Raw genomic sequence first — 23,492 nt, 5'->3', positions numbered from 1 at the left:
TTCAGCTTTTCTTGGTAATTTACTGTTAGCAATTGAAAAAATGAATCCGACGGGTTCATTTGCGTCTTCAACAATTGTTTCGAGTACGGGTGCCTATGCGTGTTTCATGTGTGCTGACGGTCATGCTTACATGCCTGGTACTAACGGGCTGCGGCTCCAGTTCGAGCCTGGATGATCTCGCGCTGCAGCGCCCCTCACAGGAAATGACGAGTTCGGTTGTGAGGCCTAGTGGTCCGGTACCGCGCGTTGAGGTGAGGACAGTGACTTCTCCTCCAGAAAATCGGCAGGAAATGCTTGCATGGGCCGGACCTGTTCCCGAAGCGGCAGGATTCGCACCGCCGCCAAGGGCAATTGTCATCCCTGAGCAGCCTGAAAAAGCAGTTGCGCAAATCCCTTCCGCGGAACCCATAATGCGACCGGCTCCCGAGGCCCGCATGCAGATTTACAGCCGCCGTTTTCGTGATGCCAAGCCGATCAATTTCGGCCCGGCATCCCCGAGGAAACTTGCCGTGCATGGCGTTGACGTCTCGCGCTGGCAAGGCGATGTTGATTGGGTCAACCTGCGGTCCCAAGGCGCGAACTTTGCCTATATCAAGGCCACGGATGGTGGCGACCACATGGATCCGATGTTCAGGACCAATTGGCGTAAAACCAGAGAAGCGGGCTTGAAACGCGGTGCTTATCACTTCTTCTACTGGTGTCGTACTGCCGGCGAGCAGGCCGACTGGTTCATCCGCAATGTTCCGCGCGAGCCCGGCGCTCTTCCGCCTGCGATCGACGTCGAGTGGAACGGCGAGTCAAGCTGCAAGAGGCGGCCCTCACGCAAGGTCGTGCTGGAAAAAATGCAGGTCTTCATGGACAAGCTGGAGAAACATTATGGCCAGCGTCCGATTATCTATACTGCCCCGGATTTCTATCGGGACAATCTGAAGGAAGCGTTTCCCGATTATCATTTCTGGTTGCGCGCCGTGGCAGAGCATCCTTCAAAAGTATATCCGGGGAGACGCTGGCTGTTCTGGCAATATTCGGGTTCAGGTCTTTCCCATGGTGTCGACGGCCGTATCGATCTCAATGTATTCCACGGCAGCGAGGACGAATGGCATAATTGGGTAACGGCGCGATCCAATTGAGTCTTCAAAATCTATCTGAACCGTAAATTCTCGCGGCTGAGTTGATCGACCCTGTTGCAGCCCATGAGTTTCATGCCACGTTCGATCTCTACCTTGAGTTGACCCAGCGCGCGCTCGACGCCCGCTTGTCCTGCGGCTGCAAGAGGATAGAGATAATAGCGTCCTACTCCGACAGCTTTGGCACCCATGGAAAGCGCCTTGATCACATGTGTTCCACGCTGAATGCCGCCATCCATGATCACGTCGATTTTGTCGCCCACGGCATCCACGATTTCGGCAAGCTGATCGAAACCTGCACGCGAGCCATCCAACTGCCGTCCACCGTGGTTGGACAGAATAATACCCGTGCACCCGATCTCGACAGCCCTTTTTGCATCGGCAACCGACATGATACCCTTGAGGCAGAATTGCCCGTTCCAGTACTGCACCATTTCGGCCACGTCATCCCAGGTCATTGACGGGTCGAGCATCTCCGTAAAATACCGGCTGATCGACATGGCACCGCCGCCCATGTCCACATGCTCATCGAGCTGGGGCAGGCTGAAGCGTTCATGGGTCAGGTAGTTCAAAGCCCATTGCGGCTTGACGGCGAATTGCAGCATCCCGGCCAGATTGAGTTTGAAAGGAATGGAAAAACCCGTGCGCAAATCACGTTCCCGATTGCCCCCGGTAATACTGTCCACGGTCAGCATCATCACTTCGACGCCGGCATCTTTCGCCCGCTGCATCATCGCCCTGTTCAGGCCGCGATCCCTATGGAAATAGAACTGATAAACCTGCGGACCACTGTGGGACCGACGCAGTTCTTCCAGACTGACCGTTCCAAGTGAAGAGACGCCGAACATCGTTCCATATTTTGCAGCAGCGGCGGCAACAGCGCGCTCGCCTTGATGATGAAACAATCGCTGGAGTGCCGTTGGCGAACAATAGAACGGCAGGGCGAGTTTCTGCCCCATGACGGTAACCGATGTATCGATATCCTTGACCCCGCGCAGAACGCTTGGAATCAGATCACATTGTTCGAAACTTTCAGTGTTACGGCGGTACGTGACCTCGTCATCCGCTGCACCATCGATATAATTGAAGATAGGTCCAGGCAGCCGGCGCTTTGCCAAAGTTCTGAAATCATGGAAATTATAGCAATCGCTCAGACGCATAATTTGTATCAACCCTTGTTTGATTCACACCCATGAATACGTCTGAATCGTTGCGGACGCATAAATAGTGCGAAATCCAGAAAAATGACAATGTGATGCCACTGTCCAGCAGGCGAGCAGTCTTCCGCCTTATGATCTGTTTTCGACAGCATCGGTGAGCGTCAGGCATCCCACTTGCAGATGTTCCGTCAATCGCTCGATTGCACGGGTCTGATTTCCCTCGCGACAGGCAGCCACGATATCACGATGCTCCGCGCCCGAGCGGCTGCGAAAATCCTTGATAGTTGCCAGAAATCGGATGTAACGCTCGGCAGCATTGTTTTGTGCTTCGATGGTGCTCAGCAATCGCCTGTTTCCGCAAGGTCTGTAGAGGATCATGTGAAACTGGAGATTCAGCATGCCCCACTGGGCAAAATCAGCCCCTTCCTCAATACGGTCCAGAATGCGATCGGCGGCGTCCAGCATCTCGGCAGTGATATGCGGAAACGCCAGTCGCAACGCAGCGCATTCCAGAATCTGCCGCAGGACAAAAATCTCTTGGATTTCACCTGTATCGATCAAAGACACAAAGGTTCCACGCGTTGGATGGATCGAAACAAAACCTTCGGCTTCCAACGCACGGAGTGCGTCGCGCACAGGCATTCTGCTGATGCCAAATTTTGAAGCCAGATCGTCTTGCCGCAAAGCAGTACCCGCTTCTATGAGGCCTTTGACAATCGCTTCCCGAAGCCTGTCTGCAATATGGTCAGCGGCCGTCCGTGGTTTTACCATTCGGCGGCCTGCTAGGTCATCAAGCGAATTCATTCTCACCTACCCACGTCTTTGGTTTCAAATGCCAAAACTCCGCCGCAAATGTCAACTCGCGAAACAGATAACCCGGTATTCGGGATATTGCATGACGCAGGACGGGATCGATTCACTCGTCAAAATAGTCAGCGTGTTTCTTGGCAAGGCTCGACAGGGCATTGAGGACAGAAGCCAAATGAACACGGGTCGCTTCAATGGCAGCTGATATGTCGCGTCTGATAATCGTGTCCAGCATCTGCTTGTGCTCTTCGATCAGAACAAGCTGATGATCCGTACTCCTCAACGAGAGCACACGCAGGCGGTCAAGCGGCATTTTCTCCCGCTCCAGTAGTCCGGCAACCCGCTCAAAGCCTGTCGCGCGCGCCAGCGTCAAGTGGAACTGATCATCCAGAGCCTGGAATGCCAGGTCAGTATTCTGATCGACCATTGCCTGCTGCCGGACAATGAGCTCAGAAAGCTGCTGTTCGAACTCAGGCGCCAGCCCGACGTCACACAGTTTGGTGACGTTGGCGATCTCGATGGCTTCACGAATGAAATGCGCTTCAAGAAATCGTTTGAGATTCAGCTTGGTAACGAAGGTCCCGCGACTTGGCCGGGTTGTGATGAGATCAGCATCCCGCAACTGGGCGAAGGCCTCGCGCACAGGCGTACGGCTGGCACCAAAGCGAGCACCGACTTCCGTTTCGGAAATCAGACGCCCCGGCTCCAGGTCCATTTTGAGAATGGCATTTTTCAGAACAGGATAAATCTGGGAAGCCGTTGGCCTGTCATATTCCAACTGACCAAAGGGTATGCTGGCCAACCCACCAAGCGGCACGTCTTTGTCTGAAGGTTTGGTGTCGTCTGACACGTCTGATCTATCCCGAGAGAGTCAAATTTCATTAGCCAGTATACCGGTATTCTTCTGATTTACAACCGGTATACCGGTGTGCTATCGAAGAGCACCGGTGAACATCGCGTCACCGGCATTGGTGCAGGGAGGCCCGATGAACATTGCCCTGGTCGGACTGGGTATGGTTGCAAGCACGCACGTCAGGGCGATTGCTGCGCTAGCGCCCGAAATCCAGCTGAAAACGGTGTGTGGTCGCAATCCGCAGCGAACCGCTCAGTTTGCCGATGATGCGGCAGCCATTCTCGGTTATCGCCCTGATCCGCAGATCTCGATCGAAGCCATTGCCAACGATCCCGCCATAGATTTTGTTATCATCGCAACACCGCCCAATGCCCGCATTGAGATGGCGAGGGCGCTCGCGGCCGGTGGTAAATCCATCCTCATGGAAAAGCCGATTGAGCGCACATTGGCCAACGCCAAAGCGATCGTTGATCTTTGTGCAATTCACAATGTCAAACTTGGCATCGTCTTCCAGCACCGTGTCCGGGAGGCATCACTACAGCTTCGCGCCAAGCTCGACGCAGGCGCATTTGGACCAGTTCGCATTGTGGAAATCACTGTTCCATGGTGGCGCGAGCAGTCCTATTATGACGCGCCTGGACGGGGAACGTTCAGCCGAGATGGCGGCGGCGTGCTCATCTCGCAGGCGATCCATTCGCTTGATCTTGCTCTTTCACTGGCAGGCCCCGTGCGCAAGGTGCAGGCCATGGCCAAGACCAGCCAGTTCCACACGATGGAGGCTGAAGACTATGTCACTGCAGGTCTTGAGTTTGACAGCGGCGCCATTGGTTCGCTCGTCGCCAGCACGGCCAGCTTCCCCGGCGCCGGCGAAACCATCACGCTGCATTGTGAAAAGGCATCTGTCCGCCTGCTTGCCGGACAATTGACCGTTCATTGGCGCAGCGGCGCGGTGGAAGTCTTCGGTGAGGATGGCGGAACCGGCGGCGGTGCGGATCCGATGGCCTTCACCCATGCGTGGCATCAAGCAATCATCCGGGATTTTGCCGATGCGGTTGCCACCGACAGCGCGCCACTTGTGTCCGGTCACGCCGGCCTTGCCGTCCACGCCCTGATTGATGCACTCGTCACATCAGCCAAAACAGAACGTTCCGTAACCCTTGCTCCGTGGAATACATGAATGTCAAAACCTCTCAAGTTTGCCGCCATCGGTATTGATCACCGGCACATTTTCGGCCAGTCGGAAAAGATGATGAATGTCGGGGCCGAATTCGTCGGCTGGTGGACAGAAGGAACACCTGAAACCCTCGATAGCTTTATCAAGCGGTTTCCCGATGTCCCCCGTGCAGCAACACGCGAACAATTGCTCAATAACCCGGAAATTGATCTTGTCCTGATCGCCGATGTGCCATTCCTGCGCGCCGATCGCGCTATTGAAGCGATGGACCATGGCAAGGACGTCATGGTCGACAAGCCGGGGTGCACGACGCTGGAACAGCTGGAGGCAATCAAGGATGCCGTAATCCGGACGGGACGGATTTGGTCCGTCGATTTTTCCGAACGTTTCGAAGTCCCCTGCGTGACGAAGGCGGCAGAACTCGTCCAGGCAGGCGCCATAGGCAAAGTGGTGCAGACAGTCGGGCTTGGACCCCATCGCCTCAACCGGCATCTGCGGCCCCAGTGGTTTTTTGAACGGGAGAAATATGGCGGCATTCTCTGCGATATCGCTTCGCATCAGATCGATCAGTTCCTGTTTTTTACCGGCTCTGAAGATGCGGAAATCCTGTTTGCGGAAGTGGCCAACCACGCCAATCCTGATGATCCGGGCCTGCAGGATTTTGGCTGTCTCGCACTGCGCAGCGACAAGGGCCACTGCTATATCCGCGTCGACTGGTATACGCCGGACGCCCTGCCGACATGGGGTGATGGCCGCCTCACCATCCTGGGAACGGAAGGCTATATTGAACTGCGCAAATATGTTGACGTGGCACGCGACAATGGCACCGACCATCTCTATCTGGTCAACGGCACGCGCTGCGAAAGGATCGACGCTTCGGATGCCGGACTGCCATATTTTGCAAAGCTGGCGGATGACATTCGCAATCGTACGAGCGATGCCATGCCGCAAGCACACGCTTTCAAGGTGACAGAACTTGCCATCAAGGCGCAATTGCTGGCCGAAGCAACAGCGGGTAAACGCCATGACTGAGCCGATCCGGGTGGCCATTATCGGCGCCGGTATCGGCGCCAGTCATCTCAAGGGATATCGGGCTCTTCCCGACCGCTTCATCGTATCCGTCCTGTGTGATCTCGATCAGGAGCGCGCGGCAAAACTTGCCGATGGAGACCCTACGATCCGCATCGAAACGGATCTTGACCGCGTACTGACTGATCCGGATATCGACCTTATCGATATTTGCCTCCCGCCTCACCTGCATTTCAAGGTGTCCATGGCAGCACTGCAAGCCGGAAAGCATGTCGTGTGCGAGAAACCCTTCGTCGGTTCGCTGCATGAGGCGGATTTGCTCGCTGAGGCTGTCAAGAAATCCGGACGTATCCTTTCACCGGTTTTTCAATATCGTTTTGGCAGGGGATTTGCCCAACTGCGCGCCCTGATCGACGAGGGACTTGAAGGCAAAGCCTATACAGCGAGCATCGAAACGCACTGGTGCCGCCGTGCTGAATACTACGACATTCCATGGCGCGGCACATGGAAGGGCGAGCAGGGTGGCGCTGTTCTCAGCCACGCCATCCACAATCACGATCTGTTGTGTTATGTCATGGGTGACGTACGGCGTCTGACCGCATTCACTGCGACACGGGTCAATCCCATTGAAACAGAGGATTGTGCGTCTATCGTGTTCGAGATGGATAGCGGTGCCCTGGCGACAAGTTCGATTACACTTGGTGCGGCGGACGACACCAGCCACTTCCGGTTCTGCTTTGAGGGTTTCACTGCAGAAAGTGGAAAGGCGCCCTACACACCGGCCGAAGATCAATGGCATTTTCTGGCGCGCGATCCCGCGCGGCAGGCTGAAATCGATGCAGTGGTGAATGCCGTTCCGGCAGTGCACTCGGGTTTTGCCGGTTTCTTCGATGCTCTTGCCGACGCCATTTCAGGCCGAAGCGGCAACGAGGTAACCGTCGCTGACGGCAGACGTTCGCTTGAAATGGTGACCGCGATTTATCATACGGCACGCACCGGAGGAACCGCACAGCTGCCGCTTGATCACGAGCACCCGCTCTACAATGGATGGACACCGAAATAGCCTAAAATCAGATCAATGTTCGTCACAACGATATGGGAGGATATCAGATGAACAAGCGCATTTCCCGATGGACTGGTACGGCTCTGGCTTCGGCCGTGGCACTTTGGGCAGGCTCTGCGGCGGCAGATGATATCCGCTTTCTGTGCGCGGCAGATGGCAATGAATGCGCTACCCTGAAATCCCTGTTTGATCGCTACGAGAAGGACAATCCGGGCACCCGCGTGATCCTGGACGAGGTTGGTTACAAAGCCATTCTCGAGAATCTGCCCGTCCAGCTCGCCGGCGGGTCCGGCCCGGATATGGCGCTTGTCACCGACTTTGGCGGGCTCAACAAATACTTTCTCGACCTGACGCCCTATGTGGACGCCCACTACTGGAACACCAATTTCGGCAACACGCTGCGGTGGTCGCGGACCGGCCCTGATGACAAGGGCATCTATGGCATGAATATCCAGCTGACGATCACAGGTGCCTATATCAACAAAACACTGTTCGAACAGGCTGGCGTTGCAGTTCCAGGTGAAAAGGCAACCTGGGATGAATGGGCAGAAGCCGCACGGCAGGTCGCCAAGGCAACGGGAACGCCATTTCCCATGGCGATGGATCGTTCGGGGCACCGCATAGCCGGTCCGGCCATTTCCAATGGCGCCAAAATCTTCGACGACGCCGGAAACCCTATTCTTGTCGATGCCCCCTACGCGGACTTCATGCGCAAGTTTGTTGAGTGGAACAAGGACGGCACGATGGCGAAAGACGTCTGGGCTGGCACCGGCGGCGCGAGTTATCAGGATGCGGCGCAGGAATTCATCAATGCGCAATTGGTGTTCTATTATTCCGGCAGCTGGCAGGTTCAGCGGCTCGACAAAGCCATAGGTGATGGTTTCGACTGGGAAGTCGTGGGGTCGCCGTGTGGACCCGCCGCCTGCTCGGGCATGCCGGGCGGATCGGGTCTCGTCGGCTTCAAGCAGACAAAGAATCCCGAAGCCGTTGCCAAGCTGATCAATTACGTTGCGCAGAAAGACAACTACGCGGAATTCATCGCCAAGACCCGCAACGTGCCCGCCCATGAGGGCGTAGCGAAGGAAGGCGTGGACTACCCGGATACGTCGCAAAATGTGGCCAGGGCCCTCAAGGCCTGGAACGGCCAGATCGGCAAGCTCTCACCCATTGCCTATGCGTACCAAGGCTACAAGAACAACCGAACCATGTTCAACATCACTGTACAGCGCGTGACGCAGGCGATCGTGGGAGAGATGTCAATCGACGATGCAATGGAAAAGGCAAAGCAGGATGTAGCGGCGGCCATTCAATCCGCCGGCAAATGATCATTTGATGCACTATCAACCATGAAGGGATCAGCCTCATGACCGCCCTGCTGAATGCGATCATGAACGTTATCGAGATACCCATGCGCTTTGCCCAAAAGCGGCTGGGACTGCGGCGTATCGCATGGGTGTTCCTTCTGCCCAATCTCATCCTTTTCGGAATATTCGCTTTTCTGCCTGTCATTCTGAACGTCGTCTATTCATTGACCGGCACCGATCAGGTGATGCTGAGCGACAGGACATTTGTCGGTTTTGACAATTTCATAACGCTCGGCACCTGTGCCAACCATCTTGATCCGAATACGTGCGCACAGGACCTGTTCTGGCGCGCCATTTACAACTCGCTCTGGTTCGTCACGCTGCAAGTCGGGTTTATGGTCGGCCTGTCTCTCGTCACGGCCATCGTTCTGAATGGCAAAATCCGGGCGCGTGGCTTCTTCCGCAGCGTGTTCTTCTTTCCCGTCCTTCTATCACCGGTTGTTGTCGCGCTGATCTGGAAATGGATCCTGCAACGGGAGGGACTTCTCAATGCCGGAATGGATGCGTTTGGCTTTACGCCGTTCAACTGGCTGCTTGACCGGAACTGGGCATTCATCTGGTCGATCTTCCTGTCGATCTGGGCTCATATGGGTTTCTACACGCTGATCCTGCTCGCTGGCTTGCAGGCCATACCGCGTGATGTCTACGACGCAGCTCTCATGGATGCAGCCTCGCCGCTGAGGACATTCCGGCGGATCACCCTCCCACTGCTGATGCCCACCATGGTTGTCGTGCTGATGCTTGCCCTGATCAAGGGGGTTCAGACCTTCGATGAAGTTTATGCGTTTACCGGTGGTGGTCCGGGCTCGGCGACGACATTCATCATCCAGTACATCTACGAAACGGGTTTTGCCGGGACACCTCGCCTGTTCGGGCTGGCTGCTGCGGCTTCTATTCTGCTTGCGGTCGTCCTCATTGGTCTCACCCTCATTCAGCTCTCGGTCAGCAGGAGCAAAGCCGATGGGTAATGTTCTGACCTTCCTGACGCGCACCCGCGGGATTGGCCGGCTTCACTGGACGGACTGGGCATCCTATGCCTACCTGCTCTTCGGCGTTGTCATCATGTTCGGCCCTGTGATCTGGCTGCTGCTGTCTTCCTTCAAGAGCGAGGCCGAATTGCAGCGGTTTCCACCGACGCTTCTACCCTATGCGCAGGAAACAATAGCGATCGAAGGATATGACAAGCCTCTCCCCGCGTTTGAAATCACCAATGGCGAGTTTGCGGGCATGCGGGCTGGTCAGGTTCGCCGCATAGGCCTTGTCGCACAGATGGTAAGACCAGAAGCGCCGAAGGATATCGTCAAGGTGCCGATTGCCGACCGAAAGCCCGTTGAGCGCATCGATTTCGCCTTCGAAAATTACAGCGACGTGTTCAAGCGTTTTGATTTTCTGCGCTATCTCTGGAACAGCGTTTTCATCACGACAATGGCGACGCTGATCATGCTGCTGGTCAACTCCATGGCTGCCTTTGCCTTGTCGAAGTATCATTTCCGCGGACGGGGTACCGTCCTTGCCATGATTGTCGGCACCTTGATGGTTCCGCAAACCGTGGTGCTGGTCCCGCTGTTTCTGATCACCCGCGAACTCGGCATGTTGAACAGCCTCTGGGGCGTCATCATTCCCGGCGCTGCAACACCAACCGGCGTATTCCTGCTGCGCCAATATATGCTTACCATTCCCGACGAAATTCTAGATGCCGCGCGCATGGACAAGGCGAGCGAGTGGAAAATCTTCTGGCGCATTGTCCTGCCGCTCAGTGCACCGGCAATCGCCGTCCTGGCCATTCTTGCCATCATGTGGCGTTGGAATGATTTTCTCTGGCCCCTCATCGTCCTGTCGCAGAATGACAAGTTCACGCTGCAACTCGCGCTCAACTCGTTCCAGGGCCAGTTGACGACCCAATGGAGCAATCTGCTCGCCATGACAGTGCTGGTGCTCGTTCCCATCGCGCTCGTCTTCGCATTCCTGCAAAAATACATCGCGACCGGCATAGCCTCCACAGGAGGCAAATGATGCGTGGCACAAAAATGATCCCCTGGAGTTAGTCGCCAATGTCGAGACTTGTTCTTCGCAACGTCAGAAAGACCTATGGAGGCCTTGAGGTCATCAAGGGTGTTGATCTGGATATTGCCTTCGGAGAGTTCTGTGTTTTTGTCGGCCCTTCCGGTTGCGGCAAGTCCACCCTGCTTAAAATGATCTCCGGTCTTGAACCGATCAGCGGAGGCGAGATTGCCATTGATGATGAAGTGGTCAATGACGTGGCCCCGGCTGATCGTGGACTGGCCATGGTCTTCCAGTCCTATGCACTCTATCCGCACATGTCCGTCCGCCAGAATCTTTCCTTCGGCCTCGAGAACCTCAATACCCCAAAGGCTGCCATTGCCCAGAAGATCGCGGAAGTCGCAAAGATGCTGCAGATCGAGCCATTGCTCGGTCGACGCCCGGGGCAGTTATCGGGCGGACAGCGCCAGCGTGTCGCCATCGGTCGCGCCGTGGTCCGCGAGCCCAAAATATTCCTGTTTGACGAGCCCCTGTCCAATCTTGACGCAGAGTTGCGCGTGGAAATGCGCGGCGAGATCGCCCGATTGCACAGGCGTCTCGGCAATACCATGATTTACGTCACCCACGACCAGGTGGAGGCCATGACCATGGCGGACAAGATTGCAGTTCTGCGCAGTGGAAAGGTTGAACAGTTCGGCGCCCCGCTGGAGCTGTACAACAATCCCGCCAATATCTTTGTCGCAGGGTTCATCGGCTCGCCCAAGATGAACTTCTTTCAGGGGACGATCCACGCAGCCGAGGGCCGGGAGGCCTTCGTTCAGTTCAATTCGGGCGAACGCATATCTGTGAGCCGAGAGACCTTTCGCGTGTCACATGGCCTGCCTGTCACACTGGGCGTTCGCCCGAGCCATGTTACGCTGGGAACACCTGATGCCACAGATATAAAGGGCGTGGTTCAAAACATCGAACAGCTTGGCGGTGAATCTCATCTCTACGTCAGCACCGCTGACGGCACCTCAACGGCAATACATGTCGACGGTCAGACAGAGATTGCTTTGGGCGAGACCATTGGCATCAAGCTTGATACGAGCAAAGTACAGCTGTTCTCCAGCGAGACCGGCAGAACCCTTCGGCATTGAACCGACACGGCTCGCTGCCGTGTCGATCACGCCGCTTTCTGCTCCACTTCAACCGTTACGTGTGACAGGTCATGGATATGGGATAGCCTGGCTCGATAGGACGATGGTGCTTTCGGGTGGTCGCTGATAATCGAAACGATCGCGCCGTGATGCCCCGGTCCCAGCTGCCAAACGTGCAGGTCCGTGATTACATCCCCCTCCTGTTCAATGACCGAGCGAATTTCTTCCGGCAGATCCTCGTTTGGAGGAACATAGTCCAGCAGCACACCGCCTGCATTGCGGATGAGGCTCCATGACCAGTTCGCGATGACAAGCGCGCCGATAATTCCGATTGCTGGATCAAGCCAGAGCCACCCATAAAGACTGCCCGCGGTGAGTGCTCCGATTGCGAGAACAGATGTGAGCGCGTCTGCAAGCACATGCACGTAAGCCGCCTGCAGATTGTTGTCTTGCGCGTGAGCATGATGATGATCATGATGATGATCATGGTGGCTGTGGTGCGCATGATCATCGCGCAAAAGCCACGCGCAGATCAGATTGACGGCAAGTCCAATCACAGCGATGGAAATTGCCTGCGGGAAATTGATCGGGACCGGATTGGCCAAGCGCACGAAACTCTCCCAACCGATCAATATGGCTATGAGGGCGAGAACCACGGCACTGGCAAACGCAGCCAAATCGCCGAATTTTCCAGTCCCAAAAGTAAAACGCGGATTGCGGACATGCCTTCTTGCATAAAGATAGGCCAATGCTGCAATGAGCATGGCAGCCGCATGGGTAGACATATGCCAGCCGTCAGCGACCAATGCCATTGAACCGTATATAGTTCCTGCGGCGATTTCGGCCGCCATCATCACGGTCGTCAGGATAATGACGAGCCACGTCCGGCGTTCATTGCGGGCATGATTATCCCCCAGGAACACGTGATTGTGCAACCCGGCCTCTGAATGCTCAAATTGGTTATCTGTCATTTGAGATACGTCCTTACAACATCGATGAGCTCGGCCGCCCCTTGAGCCCGGTCTGCGTCCCCGTCCTTGTCCGGATCGACCACGTGCATGCGAATATGATCTTCGATGAGCTCCCCCATCAGACCGTTCACCGCGCCCCGCACGGACGCGACGAGATTTAGAATCTCCCCGCACGGCACCTCGGTTTCCAGTGCTCGCTCGACAGCCTCCATTTGCCCTTTGAGACGGCGAACCCGCGCGGTGAGTTTGGCTTTTTCTGCGATCGTATGGCTCATAATATACCCCCCTACCCTATATTTGGAAATTATACAAGATTGCTCGCCTATCGTGCTTGAAATTTCGATCATGGATCATGTCAATTCTCGCCATCAGGGGCGACAATCAATCCGTTAGGATAGCGCCTCAAGGAGCTCTCCACAGGAAGCGGCGGCAAGGAAATTTCAGGTTCGGTCAGACGCAATCCGGCTGGCAACTGACGCGGTGATCGCCCAGTTACATCACAACGACCTTCGCGCCAATTCTGACGCGATCGTACAGATCATTGACATGACTGTTCAGCATCCGGAAACACCCCGAAGACGAAGTCGTTCCGATGGTTTCCGGTTCGTTTGTTCCGTGGATTCGGTAGAGCGACTGACCAAGATAAATGGCACGCGAGCCCAGTGGATTGTCGGAACCTCCCGGCATCGATACGGGCAGATCCGGACGCCTTTTCAACATATCGGCGGGCGGTGTCCAACTCGGCCATTTCGCCTTGCGGCTTACCTGCTCGACACCATGCCAGGCAAACCCTTCGCGGCCGACACCAATCGGATAGAGTAGTGCCCTGTCTCCCAGGACAAGCAGAAGTGACATCTTTCGCGTATCGATTACAATCGTTCCCGCGACTTCATTGCCCGCATACGTGATGTATTTCGGATCTGCCACTCTGGCAGATTGATGTGGCCGGGCGGCATGCGCTTGTCCGGATTCGCCAAACAGAAAATCTCTGTATCCGGGCGAAATAATGTCCGCGTTTCCTGGCCGGTCGCCCGAGTTCAGATTAGCCTGCGCAAAAGAAAGCTGAACACTTCCAAAAAACACAAGCGTGGCAAGAACCACAAAATACCTGAATGATAGCAAAGGAGTTCTCCGGCTGTCTTTTCTTAAATAACCTTGGCTGCCACCAGATAGTTGGCAACCGCACTGAATCTGCGTTCGGGAACCGGGGTGCCGATGCTGGCAGTTTCCAGATCCAATGCCAATTCATCATCCTCATACATCGGAATAGCCAAAGCCTGAGCGCGGCCGAGCATGACGTGATAATTGTCTGGAGTAGAACGACAGGTCAACACGGGTACGGGCGTCTCTCCGGCAACATAGCGCACACCTACAACGACACGATCACGGCTTATTATGAGCAATGAACTGTGTTTGAGACCGACCTTGACTGCACTTGTCGCACGTCGCTCTGCGAGCCGCTCGCGCTGTACAGCAGGGTCACCTTCGATATCCTTGCGCTCGCGTTTGAGCTCGCTCTGGGTCATTTGCATTTCACGCAGGAAGAGCCAGCGCTGCAGCAGGACATCAATTGCGCCAACAATCAGAAAGGCAATGACCGTCGTTATGGCCAGCGGACGAACCATTGCCCAAAAGGTTTCCTGCGTACAGGCACCACCACAGGAAGGCGACTGGAACAAAGCTTCCAGCCCGGACCGGAACACGATGATGAATGCCACGCCAAGGCAGAGTATCTTCACAATTCCCTTGAAAAACTCCACAACGCTTTTCAGAGAGAATATCCGCTTGAATCCCGTCGCAGGACTGATCCGGCTAAAATCCGGCTTCAGGGGATCGGTCGAGAATACGAATCCGCCGGTGATTGCGGCGTTTGTGACTATGATGATGGCAATTGTGATGATGAGGATCGGTAGAACAGACTCAAGGAAGCCGCCGATAGCTATCCGGGTCATACGATACAACACATCAGCGAATGGCTGCTCGTAAAATCGCGCAGATTCCTCGAACAGAGATTCCGCCCGAAACTGCAAGGATGCCAATATACTGGAAAGAAATACGATTCCGCCAAGAAGCGTTGCTCCCGATACCATGTCCGTGCTGTGTGCTACCTGTCCTTTTTCACGCGCATCATCGATTTTCTTGTCTGATGCTGGCAGGTTTTTTTCTTCACTGGTGTCAGTCACAGCTCACATCCGCATTTCGGTATGCCATTTGTGCCACAAATGCCACCACTCACAAAACGAATTATGAAACTTGTGAAACGTCCCTCATATGCGCTATTGAATTCCTGTGAATGTTCGCGGGGGAGTCGCATGGCACTACGTTGGGCGAATGCTTTTTTATACGGCGGCGTATTGCTTGCCCTATCCGGCTGCAACACCACATCTGAAAAGCCGACAGCGCAAATGACCGATCAAGCACGGCTGATGAAGCTTGCAGCGGATGTCGAACGGCGCGGCGACAGCGGAACAGCACTTGCATTGTATGAGCGCGCAGCAACATCCTCCGCAGATCCGGTTATCCAACTGCGGCTTGCAAAAGCAAGGGAAGCTGTAGACGATCTCGAGGGCGCCGAAACAGTTTACCGCACGGTTCTCGTCGCAAACCCCAACAACGCCGAGGCGCTGGCCGGACTGGGCTCAATTCAATTGCAGAGCGGCGATGCACAAGGCGCCGTTCGTTCACTCACTGCTGCTGCAGGGCAGGCTCCATCAGGCAGGATTTATAACAAACTGGGAACAGCGTATATTTTATTGGGCCAGACCGAGAATGCAGAAACCGCGTTCAGCAAGGCACTCAACATCGAGCCAGGCAAACTTGACACCCGGACAAACCTGGCATTGGCACAGGCCATTGGCGGAAAATTCCCGATGGCCACCACCACAATGCGGGAGGTGGTTGCTTCACCCTTGGTCGAAAGAAGGCAGTTGATCAATTATGCCGTCATTCTGCGCATGTCCGGCCGGGCCGACGACGCCCGGGCGGTCCATGTCCCGGAGATGACGGCCGCAGGCAAGGAAACTATCCTGCGGCAGGCTGCCAATGCTATCTCGATCAAGGATCCGGCCTCCCGTGCCAAGGCGATCGGCATGATCGCTTCGGGCTAGAGCAAGTATCTTTACACGGAGTTGTTCTGATTCCCGGGTGGCGGACATCCACTTTGTCAGACGGTCTCGTCCGATGAACAAACATCGGCCACGCTTCAATCCTCTTGGACGAACAGAATTTTCTCCGGGTCTCAGATCCCGCCAAGATTGGTGGTGGATTCTGTTGGCTTGCTTCCCGTTCGATCATCCCCCTCAATGACGCGCTTGGCCGCCCGGGCCACAGGGGCAGCCATGGCCGGTCCCATCTCCCGACCGCGCAACAGGTCGCTCTCCTTCTCCGCCATCAATTGAAGGTTGAGATTATTGGCGCAGCCCTGCGGCAGATAGAGCGCATCGGCAGTGTTATCAGGCGTCGTACACGCATCGGGAACCAGTATACGCCCCTCGGCAATGTCGCCCGGCCTGTCATATCCCTTCCTTACCACCTTGCCATTGCCATTCGCTGCAGCGGTGCCCGTGGAGACATAGTGATAGTTAGGCGAATAGGGTTCAGGCTGGGTCATGCATCCGCTGATACCAAGAACCGCGAACAGCACCACCGAGTAAAGAGCTTTGCGTGGGTGAACCGTCATACTCTCAATCTCCCACATAGAACCCATATCCTTTTTTCGTAACCTGCCGTTTCTTTGCAATTGGTGCCGAGAGCGCACCGCCGGGACTATCCAATGGCGTCTTCAATGATCTGTCGGATCGCGGCTGAACAAGATAGGGCGTGATGAGAATGACAAGCTCAGTCTCGTTGCGTTGAAACTTCCGCGATTTGAACAGGCTTCCCAGAATGGGAACATCGCCAAGAACAGGGGTTTTTTCGAGTTCCCGTGTTTCCTCTCTTTGAAACAGGCCAGCTATGGCGAACGTCTGGCCGCTGCCGATTTCAACAGTGGTGTCCGCCTTGCGGACCTTGAAACCTGGAACGCTGACACCACCGATCGTGACGCCTGTTGCCGCTGAAATAGTGCTGACCTCCGGCTTCACCTGCAGAGAGATGCGGTTGTTGGGAAGAAGTGTTGGTGTGAATTGCAGCGACACACCGAATTGTTTGTACTCAATGCCGATCTGCTGATCGCCGGCCGGAACAGGGATCGGGACTTCGCCACCCGCAAGGAAACTGGCCGTCTGTCCGGTCACCGCCGTGATATTCGGCTCTGCGAGAACGGTTAGGATACCGTTGTTCTGAAGGGCGTCGAGCAGGACATCGACGTTCACGTTACCCGTACCGAGATGCCCGCTGATGCCGCCGGTGCCGGTCTGAAGCGGATTGCCCTTTACAATGCCGAATGAAAACGAACCGCTGTCAATCAAAGCACTCCAGTTCAGCCCGTAACGCTCCAGAGAATTGCGCGAAACTTCGGCAAACCGCACGCGGATATTCACCTGATTGGCACCCTGAATCGTGGTGTTATTGACGGGTGGAACGCCCGGCTTGGCGTAGGACTGGATGACAGACTCAGTATCGACGGCCTCACCCACTGAACGCGCTTTTCCTGTCGCAACAGTCTTCTCGCCAAACAGCTTCACATCGATAATCGTGTTGGGCTGCAGCGTCTTCAGGGATTGTTTTGCCGGATCGGTATTGCCTGAAATGATCAGCTTCATCGTACCGCGCAGACTCTGGTCCGCATTGAGCGCAATGAGATTGGTGGTGCCGACAGCAGAACCGAACACATAGATGGCTCCGGGTGAGACCACACGAACGTCGGCTATCTGGGTATCGGCGACAAAGACCGACTCGACCGGTTGGTCAAAACGGATGATGACACCCTGCCCCTGTGTCAGCTTCAAAGGTTGTCCGGTCATCGCATCGACGCTGATCGTCTGCGCCAACGCTGTTCCGTCCATGGCAATCGTCGACATCATGCCCAGAAGCAGAGCACACAGCATTATACCGCGCCTCCAGCCAAAGGACCGTTTTATGTTGAGCATCAGATAATTCACTATTCTGGGTCCCCCGACCTTGCATTCCGGTCTATCCGGCTGTTTCCGTCTGGTCATTGCGTTCAGTCTTCAGCGAAGGCTTTCCGGGTGCAGGAAGTGCAATTGTAGCCAGCGACTGCACGTTGAATTCAGAAGCGATCTCCTGATAGGAAAGCACCGGGATATCGACATTCTGCCCGGCAAGGATGCTGTAAATCTGCCGGCGGATATCAATTGACGTCAGCACTGACCGCTTCAACATCGGATCGCCTGAGTTCAGCAATGCGCTCACCTGATCAATGAGCGGTTTCAGGACATCGTCCTGTATGTAATTCCCTTGTTTCAAGGCCGCGCGTATTGCTTCTTCGATCTGTCTGGTCAGGATGAACACCGGAATGATCCGGTTTTTCTCTGCCCTGCGATGGCTGATCTGACGTGCCAGACCACCGCGAACGAGCTCGGCCATCTGGTGGGCGTTTTCGACCTGAGGCGCATTTTCCACAATCGTTTCGAGGATCGCGCGCATATTGGTAACGGGTACATCTTCCTCGACAAGACGGCGCAGAACTTCCGAAATCTTTTGCACGGAAGAGACTTCAACGGCCTCCTTCACCAGTTCCCCGTATTGGCTCTCACAAGCGGCGAGCAATGATTTCGTTTCCTGAATGCCAGCAAAATGCGAAGCGTAGCGGCGCAAGGCATGAAACATAATCTCAAGGAGAACCGCGTCAGGAGAATGGAATGTTATTCCCGCATCGATAAGCTGTTGCTCGTGGTCTTTGTGAACCCAATAGGTCATTCTCCGGCCAATCAGGGAACCGGCATCCTCATAATCTATGCTCATCAAATCCAGGTCTGTGGCCGAATCCAGTACGAGCAACTGATCGGGTTCGATTGCGCCCTCTACAATGGGCACACCTTCAAGATCGATGCGGAATTCGTTCCTGTCTCCGTCTTCGGCGGGCCAAAGCTGTGCCTGGGGAATATTGATACCAAGATCGGTGAAGATGCGGCGTTTGATAGTATCTGCACCCGAGGAAAACCTTTCGGCTGATATAGCCTTGCCAAGACCCTCACCGAGCCAGACCGCAAGTCGCGACATCGCTTCGCGAGATGGTTCCGGTACCTCGGGCTGAACCTCCCTGCTTTCGTTCTCAAGTGCGAAGACTGCACTCTCTGTCTTGATCTGGCGTTTCCGGAAAAATGCCAGGGCTCCGGCCACAGCAGCGAGAGACAGAAAAACGGTTACGGGCATCCCCGGGACAAAGGCAAGAAGGAAAAGGATCACGGCAGCGAGCGATATCGCGCGGGGATCAGCACCAAGCTGACCGATTATTTCAGATCCAAGATCCTGATTGCCATGCGAGGCAACACGCGTAACGACCGCACCGGATGCAACGGACACAAGCAGCGCGGGTATTTGAGCTATGAGACCATCGCCAACCGTCAGCAGAGAATAGGTATGAGCAGCCTCGCCGAATGACAGACCACGTTGCCAGATGCCAATGCTGAGCCCTCCGATCAAATTGATACCGATGATGAGGATTCCAGCGATTGCATCGCCCTTGATGAACTTCATTGCGCCGTCCATGGCGCCGTAGAATTGATTTTCTCGCTCTAGATTCTGCCGTTTAACCCTGGCCTCGGCGGCGTCGATGTCACCATTGCGCACTTCATTGTCGATACTGATCTGTTTGCCGGGTAAAGCATCAAGTGTAAAACGCGCAGCTACTTCCGCTACTCTTTCGGCGCCTTTCGTAATGACCACGAATTGAGCAACGGTGATCACAAGAAACACCACGAGGCCCACGACGATCTCGCCGCCGACCACAAAATTTCCGAATGTATTGACCACGTCGCCGGCATCCGCCTGAAGGAGAATAAGACGCGTCGTGGTGATTGTTAGAGACAGGCGGAACAAGGTTCCCAGCAAAACGACTGATGGCAGCGCTGAAAACTCCACTGGCTTTGAAATATAGAACGAGACAATCAAAACCAGCAGACTGAAGGCAAGGTTGATACCGATCAGCACATCGACCATCACAGTCGGCAAAGGCAGGATCATCATGCCAATGGCCAACAGCACCATAATCGCGACAACCAGATCCGTGCGCTGTGCCGCCATTCGAGCCAATTTGTTGAGCTGCAACAATATCTTCATTGTCACGATCCGACCGGCGTGGTCGTTGAGGATGCAGACCTTTTAGTCATAAAATCAGAGAACGTATCGCGCGCTTCCTGATACTGTCCTGCGGTCCACAAGGCGCGGCTTTCAAGCGCCGCCAGCTCCAGTTGAAACTCCTCACCCAATCCGGCTATGCGATCAATCGTTGTCAAGGCGCGGGCAGCGGCGCCTTGTTCGATAAACACCACGGCAAGCGTCTTGAGAATGGCGACGTCGTCCGGCGCCACACGCGCCGCAAGCAGCAAGAACACCAGACCGCGGTCCAGATTTCCCGCCCGCCAGTACAGCCGACCTAATGTATGAAGATACTCGGCGCTCTCACGCTCGCTGAAGTTCAACGGACTTTACCTCTGCAATTCGACCGTTCACATCCCGGCATTTGTCGATTTCTTCCTGCATCAACTCCACCGCAATGGCGGCGATATCCGGCCCGAGTTCCAGAAGGGGCAAGACATGTTCCAGAATGTGCAAAAGCATTTCTTCGCTGTGGAATCCCTTCAGCTTGCCAATGGCAGATGCATCAACCCGCGAGAATTTGTCGGTGCGCTTGCGGTTGGCATTCTTTCCGCGTTCGTTGAAAAGCTTGGTGCTGCGCAGGGCAGCCTCAAAGGACTGAACGTCCGTTGCTGCATTCGTGCCGGCTCGATCACCGACAGCAGGCAGCAGGCGCTCTGCACGCTCCCGACCTTCCGTACGACGCAGATCAAGCGCCATTCGCCTCTCCCCCGCCGTTAGAATGTTAACGTGAATTCTTCCACATTGCGCTTGACCACGAGTCTGTCGGACCCGATTTCCTTGATGATCCAGCCATCCTCCAGCGCTGCGCCGGTATAGAGCCGCGAACCGTCAGCAGCAATCGCGTAGGGCTTTTCTCCAAACCAGATCGCCTGCAATTTGAACTTTGGCTGAACCTTCTTTGCCACTTCATGGACGCTGCTCGACACAACGTTGTGGCTGCCATACTGGCTATCAAATCTGTACTGGACATCAGCCCACTTTTTCATCTGCACCGGATCAACCGCGCCATCGACATGAACACGCGAGCCATCCCACTGGACATCCAGGGACTGGAGCCCATTGTCAGTCAGCATTTGGTTGAGCACCTGTCTTGGGTCTCCGTTTGCCGCCGATACATCCGGCGCACCCGGCGAAGCGGCAGCAAGAGTGGAATCAGTGCGGCCACTATCGAGACTGCTGGCGACACCCGCCTGAACCAGTGCGATCGACACACCCAACAGCGCAACACAACCGCCGAACAACCCGACCTTGCGCAATGGCTGCAGATACGACTGCAGGCTGTGCTGCGTCTTGGCCGGACCATCAAGAACCATGGAGACACCGCCCGCCAGGATTCGCACAGGCAGCTTCGTGCGCATGCCCTTGCCAACATCAAGTTTTGTTCGGTCATTGATGATCACTTCGCCGCCATGGGCGCCGATCACCACCATGGTTCCCGCGCGGCGGATGGAAAAGTGCCGCCCCTCAATCGCACTGTCACTTAAGAACAAGTCACAGTCCATCGACGAGCCGATCTCACAATCGTCACCCGAAATAGGAACCGCTACACCGCGATGGACGCCATCAAGGACATTCAACGTCAATTCACTTGTGGCGCCAGAAATTTGCTTCATCAACATCATGTGAAACCTGCATTCGTTGTGGTCGCCAGCATCAGCGCCCCAGGGCGCCAGCAAATAAAAAAGAGAGGACGGCTCTAACCGCCCTCTCCCTTAGAAATCAGCCAATCTTTGCCTTGGCGATATCAAGCACGCTCTGACCATCCATCGTTGCAAGCTTTGTCTGCGTTGCTTCTTTCTGGATGCGATCAAATGCTTCTTTCAAGGAAGCAAGATTGCTGTCGAAGTTGGTGGATGAAGAGGAAGCGTTTACGGAACCTGACTGAGCCATGATGAATCCTTTTGCGTTTCAATTAGCCTCCAGCTCGAGACTGCGAGCTGTGTTAAAGCACAAATCAGTGCTGACTCACAACTAACAGCATACTCATATGTTGGCAATATTACAGAAAAGAGATCGCGCACACCAATCACTCTTTTGTCTTACAATTATTACATCAATCTGTCGGCAAACCCACCCAATCCACCTTTAATATGCTGTTTTTATTGGAATTTCTGAAAATTGGCAAGAATCGGCACTATGCAAAAACGAAGCTTTCAACACTCACACATCTATCACAACAACATTGACAGTGATTACTCACAATTGTAATCCTTTCACGGTGAGTTCGCTGAACCGGGATGTGAAAGCGTGGGAGAAAACATTGCCTATTTGGGTCATTCCGCTTTCCTGACGGCACTCGCCGCAGCGGTAGTGACATTCGGCGTGTCAGCGGCGGCTGCGCTGCCGGAATGGACGAATAAGCCTTACCATTACGTGTTGATCAATCAGGACTTGCCTGGAGCCATGAAGGAATTCGGTCGAAATCTCGGGTTTCCGGTTGTGCTTGACGGTCAGGTACGCGGTCAAATCCGCGGACAGATCAAGGCACAGACGGCTGGGCAGTTTCTGGACGAACTTGCGGAAGGCAATGGCCTGAACTGGTACTTTGACGGTGCAATCCTTCATGTCAGCCCCAGTGACGAATTCAAGACACAGGTCATCGAGCTCGGCCGACTCACCGGCGATGTCGTACTGCGCGAAATGAAGCGCATGGGGCTGTATGACGAGCGCTTCTCGATCAACTACAGCAAGAATGCGGCGGCGCTGCGTGTTTCCGGGCCGCCGTCTTACATTGAAGTAACAAGGGAAGTTATATCGACTATACAACCTCCCCCTGTTGCCGCTGACGACCCCAGAGTGCGCGTGTTTCGCGGTCGCGGTGCAACTGTTGACGAAACAGTTGAGCTGCAGGCTGCCCGTAAACGCGAGGACGTACAGGGATCGCAACCCACCAACAATTCGCCCAAAACGACAAACTGAGGAGTTTCAATCATGACGGTAGAACGGACAACGCCAATTGCTCAACAGCAGGTCACTTCTCCGGCTGATGACGCGGCACAGAAGCAATTCGAAGCGGAACTGGAATCCTCAATGCTCTCCGGAGCTACGTCCATGTTTACGCAGTTCATCATGGATATTGCCGGCGATCAAATGAGCGAAGCCAATTCGTCTGAGTAAGTATCGGCTGTAGTCAACCAACGAGGTACTCTCCAATGGTCACTCAAATCGCCCCGGTCGGTGGGGTTTCACAGCACCAGCTCGTCGAGCCGATCTCTGCCAACCAGCAGAACATCTATGAGCACGTTGCTACGACAATTCAGTCAATGCCTCACGGCGCAAGTCCTGTTGACGTCGGTCGCAGTCTCGGTACGGCGTTCAAAACGGTTGCGGACCGCCTCGAAAGCGGCCGTGTCGAAGTTCAACGTTTCTTTGCTTCTGGTGACGGCACAGAGGCAACAGCTGGTCAGTCCAAAGATCACCAGTCTTCGCTCAACAAGGACAAGATGGGTAACCTCATCCAGGGGCTTACCATGTCATTTGACCTGATGCAGCGCCAGCACATGATCGCAAACGTGCCTGTTCAACTGACCACCAGTGTTCGCGAAACGACCCGCGGCGGTGGTTGAGGTCAATAGCAATC

Annotated in this window: 26 protein-coding genes; 12 read left to right on the top strand and 14 right to left on the bottom strand. The window is 55.0% G+C overall.

Translation table 11 applies throughout. The features are described 5' to 3' along the window. The first annotated feature begins 95 nt into the window (after positions 1 to 95). On the top strand, positions 96 to 1,130 hold the full coding sequence (locus FHW16_RS16025) for a glycoside hydrolase family 25 protein (protein ID WP_182550214.1): 1,035 nt from the start codon (positions 96 to 98) through the stop codon (positions 1,128 to 1,130). A gap of 11 nt (positions 1,131 to 1,141) precedes the next feature. On the opposite strand, the gene FHW16_RS16020 is transcribed toward FHW16_RS16025, so the two are convergent. The 3 genes from FHW16_RS16020 to FHW16_RS16010 all read right to left on the bottom strand — a co-directional run bounded on the left by FHW16_RS16020 (position 1,142) and on the right by FHW16_RS16010 (position 3,944). Next, entirely contained in the window at positions 1,142 to 2,287 is a 1,146-nt protein-coding gene (locus FHW16_RS16020) for an alpha-hydroxy acid oxidase (RefSeq protein WP_182550213.1), read from the bottom strand. A 129-nt stretch (positions 2,288 to 2,416) separates the two neighbouring features. Continuing rightward, a complete protein-coding gene (locus FHW16_RS16015) occupies positions 2,417 to 3,058 on the bottom strand; it encodes a GntR family transcriptional regulator (RefSeq protein ID WP_182550212.1) in 642 nt (213 codons plus the stop codon). Positions 3,059 to 3,203: 145 nt separating this feature from the next. Further along, positions 3,204 to 3,944 carry a GntR family transcriptional regulator gene (locus FHW16_RS16010; RefSeq protein WP_182550211.1) on the bottom strand — a complete coding sequence of 247 codons (741 nt, stop codon included), beginning with the start codon at positions 3,942 to 3,944 and terminating at the stop codon, positions 3,204 to 3,206. A 136-nt stretch (positions 3,945 to 4,080) separates the two neighbouring features. On the opposite strand from FHW16_RS16010, the gene FHW16_RS16005 reads away from it, so the two are divergent. The 7 genes from FHW16_RS16005 to FHW16_RS15975 are packed head-to-tail and all read left to right on the top strand — an operon-like array spanning position 4,081 to position 11,717. Next, the gene (locus FHW16_RS16005) at positions 4,081 to 5,124 is read left to right on the top strand and encodes a Gfo/Idh/MocA family protein (protein WP_182550210.1); all 1,044 of its coding nucleotides are present in this window, start codon (positions 4,081 to 4,083) and stop codon (positions 5,122 to 5,124) included. Then, positions 5,125 to 6,153: a Gfo/Idh/MocA family protein gene (locus FHW16_RS16000; RefSeq protein ID WP_182550209.1), complete on the top strand. Its 1,029-nt coding sequence runs from the start codon at positions 5,125 to 5,127 to the stop codon at positions 6,151 to 6,153. It begins immediately after the preceding gene. Beyond that, positions 6,146 to 7,213, top strand: coding sequence for a Gfo/Idh/MocA family protein (locus FHW16_RS15995; protein ID WP_182550208.1), 1,068 nt, complete (start codon positions 6,146 to 6,148; stop codon positions 7,211 to 7,213). The genes FHW16_RS16000 and FHW16_RS15995 overlap by 8 nt, the downstream gene beginning before the upstream one ends. 47 nt (positions 7,214 to 7,260) lie before the next feature. Beyond that, complete coding sequence (locus FHW16_RS15990; protein ID WP_182550207.1) at positions 7,261 to 8,538, top strand: ABC transporter substrate-binding protein; 1,278 nt, start codon at positions 7,261 to 7,263, stop codon at positions 8,536 to 8,538. Positions 8,539 to 8,576: 38 nt separating this feature from the next. Then, entirely contained in the window at positions 8,577 to 9,545 is a 969-nt protein-coding gene (locus FHW16_RS15985; RefSeq protein ID WP_182550206.1) for a carbohydrate ABC transporter permease, read from the top strand. Next, on the top strand, positions 9,538 to 10,590 hold the full coding sequence (locus tag FHW16_RS15980; protein ID WP_182550205.1) for a carbohydrate ABC transporter permease: 1,053 nt from the start codon (positions 9,538 to 9,540) through the stop codon (positions 10,588 to 10,590). The genes FHW16_RS15985 and FHW16_RS15980 overlap by 8 nt, the downstream gene beginning before the upstream one ends. 38 nt (positions 10,591 to 10,628) lie before the next feature. Further along, positions 10,629 to 11,717 carry an ABC transporter ATP-binding protein gene (locus tag FHW16_RS15975; RefSeq protein ID WP_182550204.1) on the top strand — a complete coding sequence of 363 codons (1,089 nt, stop codon included), beginning with the start codon at positions 10,629 to 10,631 and terminating at the stop codon, positions 11,715 to 11,717. Between the two features lie 26 nt (positions 11,718 to 11,743). Here FHW16_RS15975 and dmeF read toward each other — a convergent pair whose 3' ends face one another. The 4 genes from dmeF to FHW16_RS15955 form a co-directional block, all read right to left on the bottom strand. Beyond that, complete coding sequence (gene dmeF / locus FHW16_RS15970; RefSeq protein WP_182550203.1) at positions 11,744 to 12,688, bottom strand: CDF family Co(II)/Ni(II) efflux transporter DmeF; 945 nt, start codon at positions 12,686 to 12,688, stop codon at positions 11,744 to 11,746. Beyond that, positions 12,685 to 12,963, bottom strand: coding sequence for a metal/formaldehyde-sensitive transcriptional repressor (locus tag FHW16_RS15965; protein WP_182550202.1), 279 nt, complete (start codon positions 12,961 to 12,963; stop codon positions 12,685 to 12,687). Before FHW16_RS15965 ends, dmeF begins: the two co-directional genes overlap by 4 nt. Positions 12,964 to 13,180: 217 nt before the next feature. Next, complete coding sequence (locus tag FHW16_RS15960; protein WP_348643898.1) at positions 13,181 to 13,615, bottom strand: L,D-transpeptidase; 435 nt, start codon at positions 13,613 to 13,615, stop codon at positions 13,181 to 13,183. Between the two features lie 218 nt (positions 13,616 to 13,833). Beyond that, positions 13,834 to 14,871: an EscU/YscU/HrcU family type III secretion system export apparatus switch protein gene (locus FHW16_RS15955; RefSeq protein ID WP_182550201.1), complete on the bottom strand. Its 1,038-nt coding sequence runs from the start codon at positions 14,869 to 14,871 to the stop codon at positions 13,834 to 13,836. Positions 14,872 to 15,000: 129 nt separating this feature from the next. Between FHW16_RS15955 and FHW16_RS15950 the strand changes: the two genes are divergently transcribed. Beyond that, positions 15,001 to 15,795, top strand: a complete 795-nt coding sequence (locus FHW16_RS15950) for a tetratricopeptide repeat protein (protein ID WP_182550200.1) — start codon at positions 15,001 to 15,003, stop codon at positions 15,793 to 15,795. Positions 15,796 to 15,926: 131 nt separating this feature from the next. Here the strand turns inward: FHW16_RS15950 and FHW16_RS15945 are convergent, their stop codons facing one another. From FHW16_RS15945 to FHW16_RS15915, 7 genes are all read right to left on the bottom strand, one after another. Beyond that, entirely contained in the window at positions 15,927 to 16,367 is a 441-nt protein-coding gene (locus FHW16_RS15945; RefSeq protein WP_182550199.1) for a hypothetical protein, read from the bottom strand. Between the two features lie 4 nt (positions 16,368 to 16,371). Next, positions 16,372 to 17,676, bottom strand: a complete 1,305-nt coding sequence (locus FHW16_RS15940) for a type II and III secretion system protein family protein (protein WP_246711799.1) — start codon at positions 17,674 to 17,676, stop codon at positions 16,372 to 16,374. An 85-nt stretch (positions 17,677 to 17,761) separates the two neighbouring features. Then, positions 17,762 to 19,870, bottom strand: coding sequence for a type III secretion system export apparatus subunit SctV (sctV, locus tag FHW16_RS15935; RefSeq protein ID WP_182550197.1), 2,109 nt, complete (start codon positions 19,868 to 19,870; stop codon positions 17,762 to 17,764). Between the two features lie 2 nt (positions 19,871 to 19,872). Then, entirely contained in the window at positions 19,873 to 20,232 is a 360-nt protein-coding gene (locus tag FHW16_RS15930; protein WP_182550196.1) for a tetratricopeptide repeat protein, read from the bottom strand. Beyond that, positions 20,213 to 20,608 carry a hypothetical protein gene (locus tag FHW16_RS15925; protein ID WP_182550195.1) on the bottom strand — a complete coding sequence of 132 codons (396 nt, stop codon included), beginning with the start codon at positions 20,606 to 20,608 and terminating at the stop codon, positions 20,213 to 20,215. The genes FHW16_RS15930 and FHW16_RS15925 overlap by 20 nt, the downstream gene beginning before the upstream one ends. A gap of 17 nt (positions 20,609 to 20,625) precedes the next feature. Further along, a complete protein-coding gene (locus FHW16_RS15920) occupies positions 20,626 to 21,525 on the bottom strand; it encodes a SctD/MshK family protein (protein WP_210278153.1) in 900 nt (299 codons plus the stop codon). A 106-nt stretch (positions 21,526 to 21,631) separates the two neighbouring features. Continuing rightward, positions 21,632 to 21,802, bottom strand: a complete 171-nt coding sequence (locus tag FHW16_RS15915; protein ID WP_162700357.1) for a hypothetical protein — start codon at positions 21,800 to 21,802, stop codon at positions 21,632 to 21,634. A 357-nt stretch (positions 21,803 to 22,159) separates the two neighbouring features. Here FHW16_RS15915 and FHW16_RS15910 point away from each other — a divergent pair, with 357 nt between their 5' ends. From FHW16_RS15910 to FHW16_RS15900, 3 genes are read left to right on the top strand one after another with little or no spacing between them, the layout of a single operon-like run. Further along, positions 22,160 to 22,831, top strand: a complete 672-nt coding sequence (locus FHW16_RS15910; RefSeq protein ID WP_182550193.1) for a type III secretion protein — start codon at positions 22,160 to 22,162, stop codon at positions 22,829 to 22,831. A gap of 12 nt (positions 22,832 to 22,843) precedes the next feature. Continuing rightward, on the top strand, positions 22,844 to 23,029 hold the full coding sequence (locus FHW16_RS15905; protein ID WP_182550192.1) for a hypothetical protein: 186 nt from the start codon (positions 22,844 to 22,846) through the stop codon (positions 23,027 to 23,029). A gap of 35 nt (positions 23,030 to 23,064) precedes the next feature. Continuing rightward, complete coding sequence (locus tag FHW16_RS15900; RefSeq protein WP_182550191.1) at positions 23,065 to 23,478, top strand: hypothetical protein; 414 nt, start codon at positions 23,065 to 23,067, stop codon at positions 23,476 to 23,478. Positions 23,479 to 23,492: the final 14 nt, after the last annotated feature.

It is taken from the genome of Phyllobacterium myrsinacearum (assembly GCF_014138285.1).
Lineage (GTDB): Bacteria > Pseudomonadota > Alphaproteobacteria > Rhizobiales > Rhizobiaceae > Phyllobacterium > Phyllobacterium myrsinacearum_A.
The sequence above is the reverse complement of the archived record's forward strand: the minus strand, read 5'-3'. Positions and strand labels throughout refer to the sequence as shown.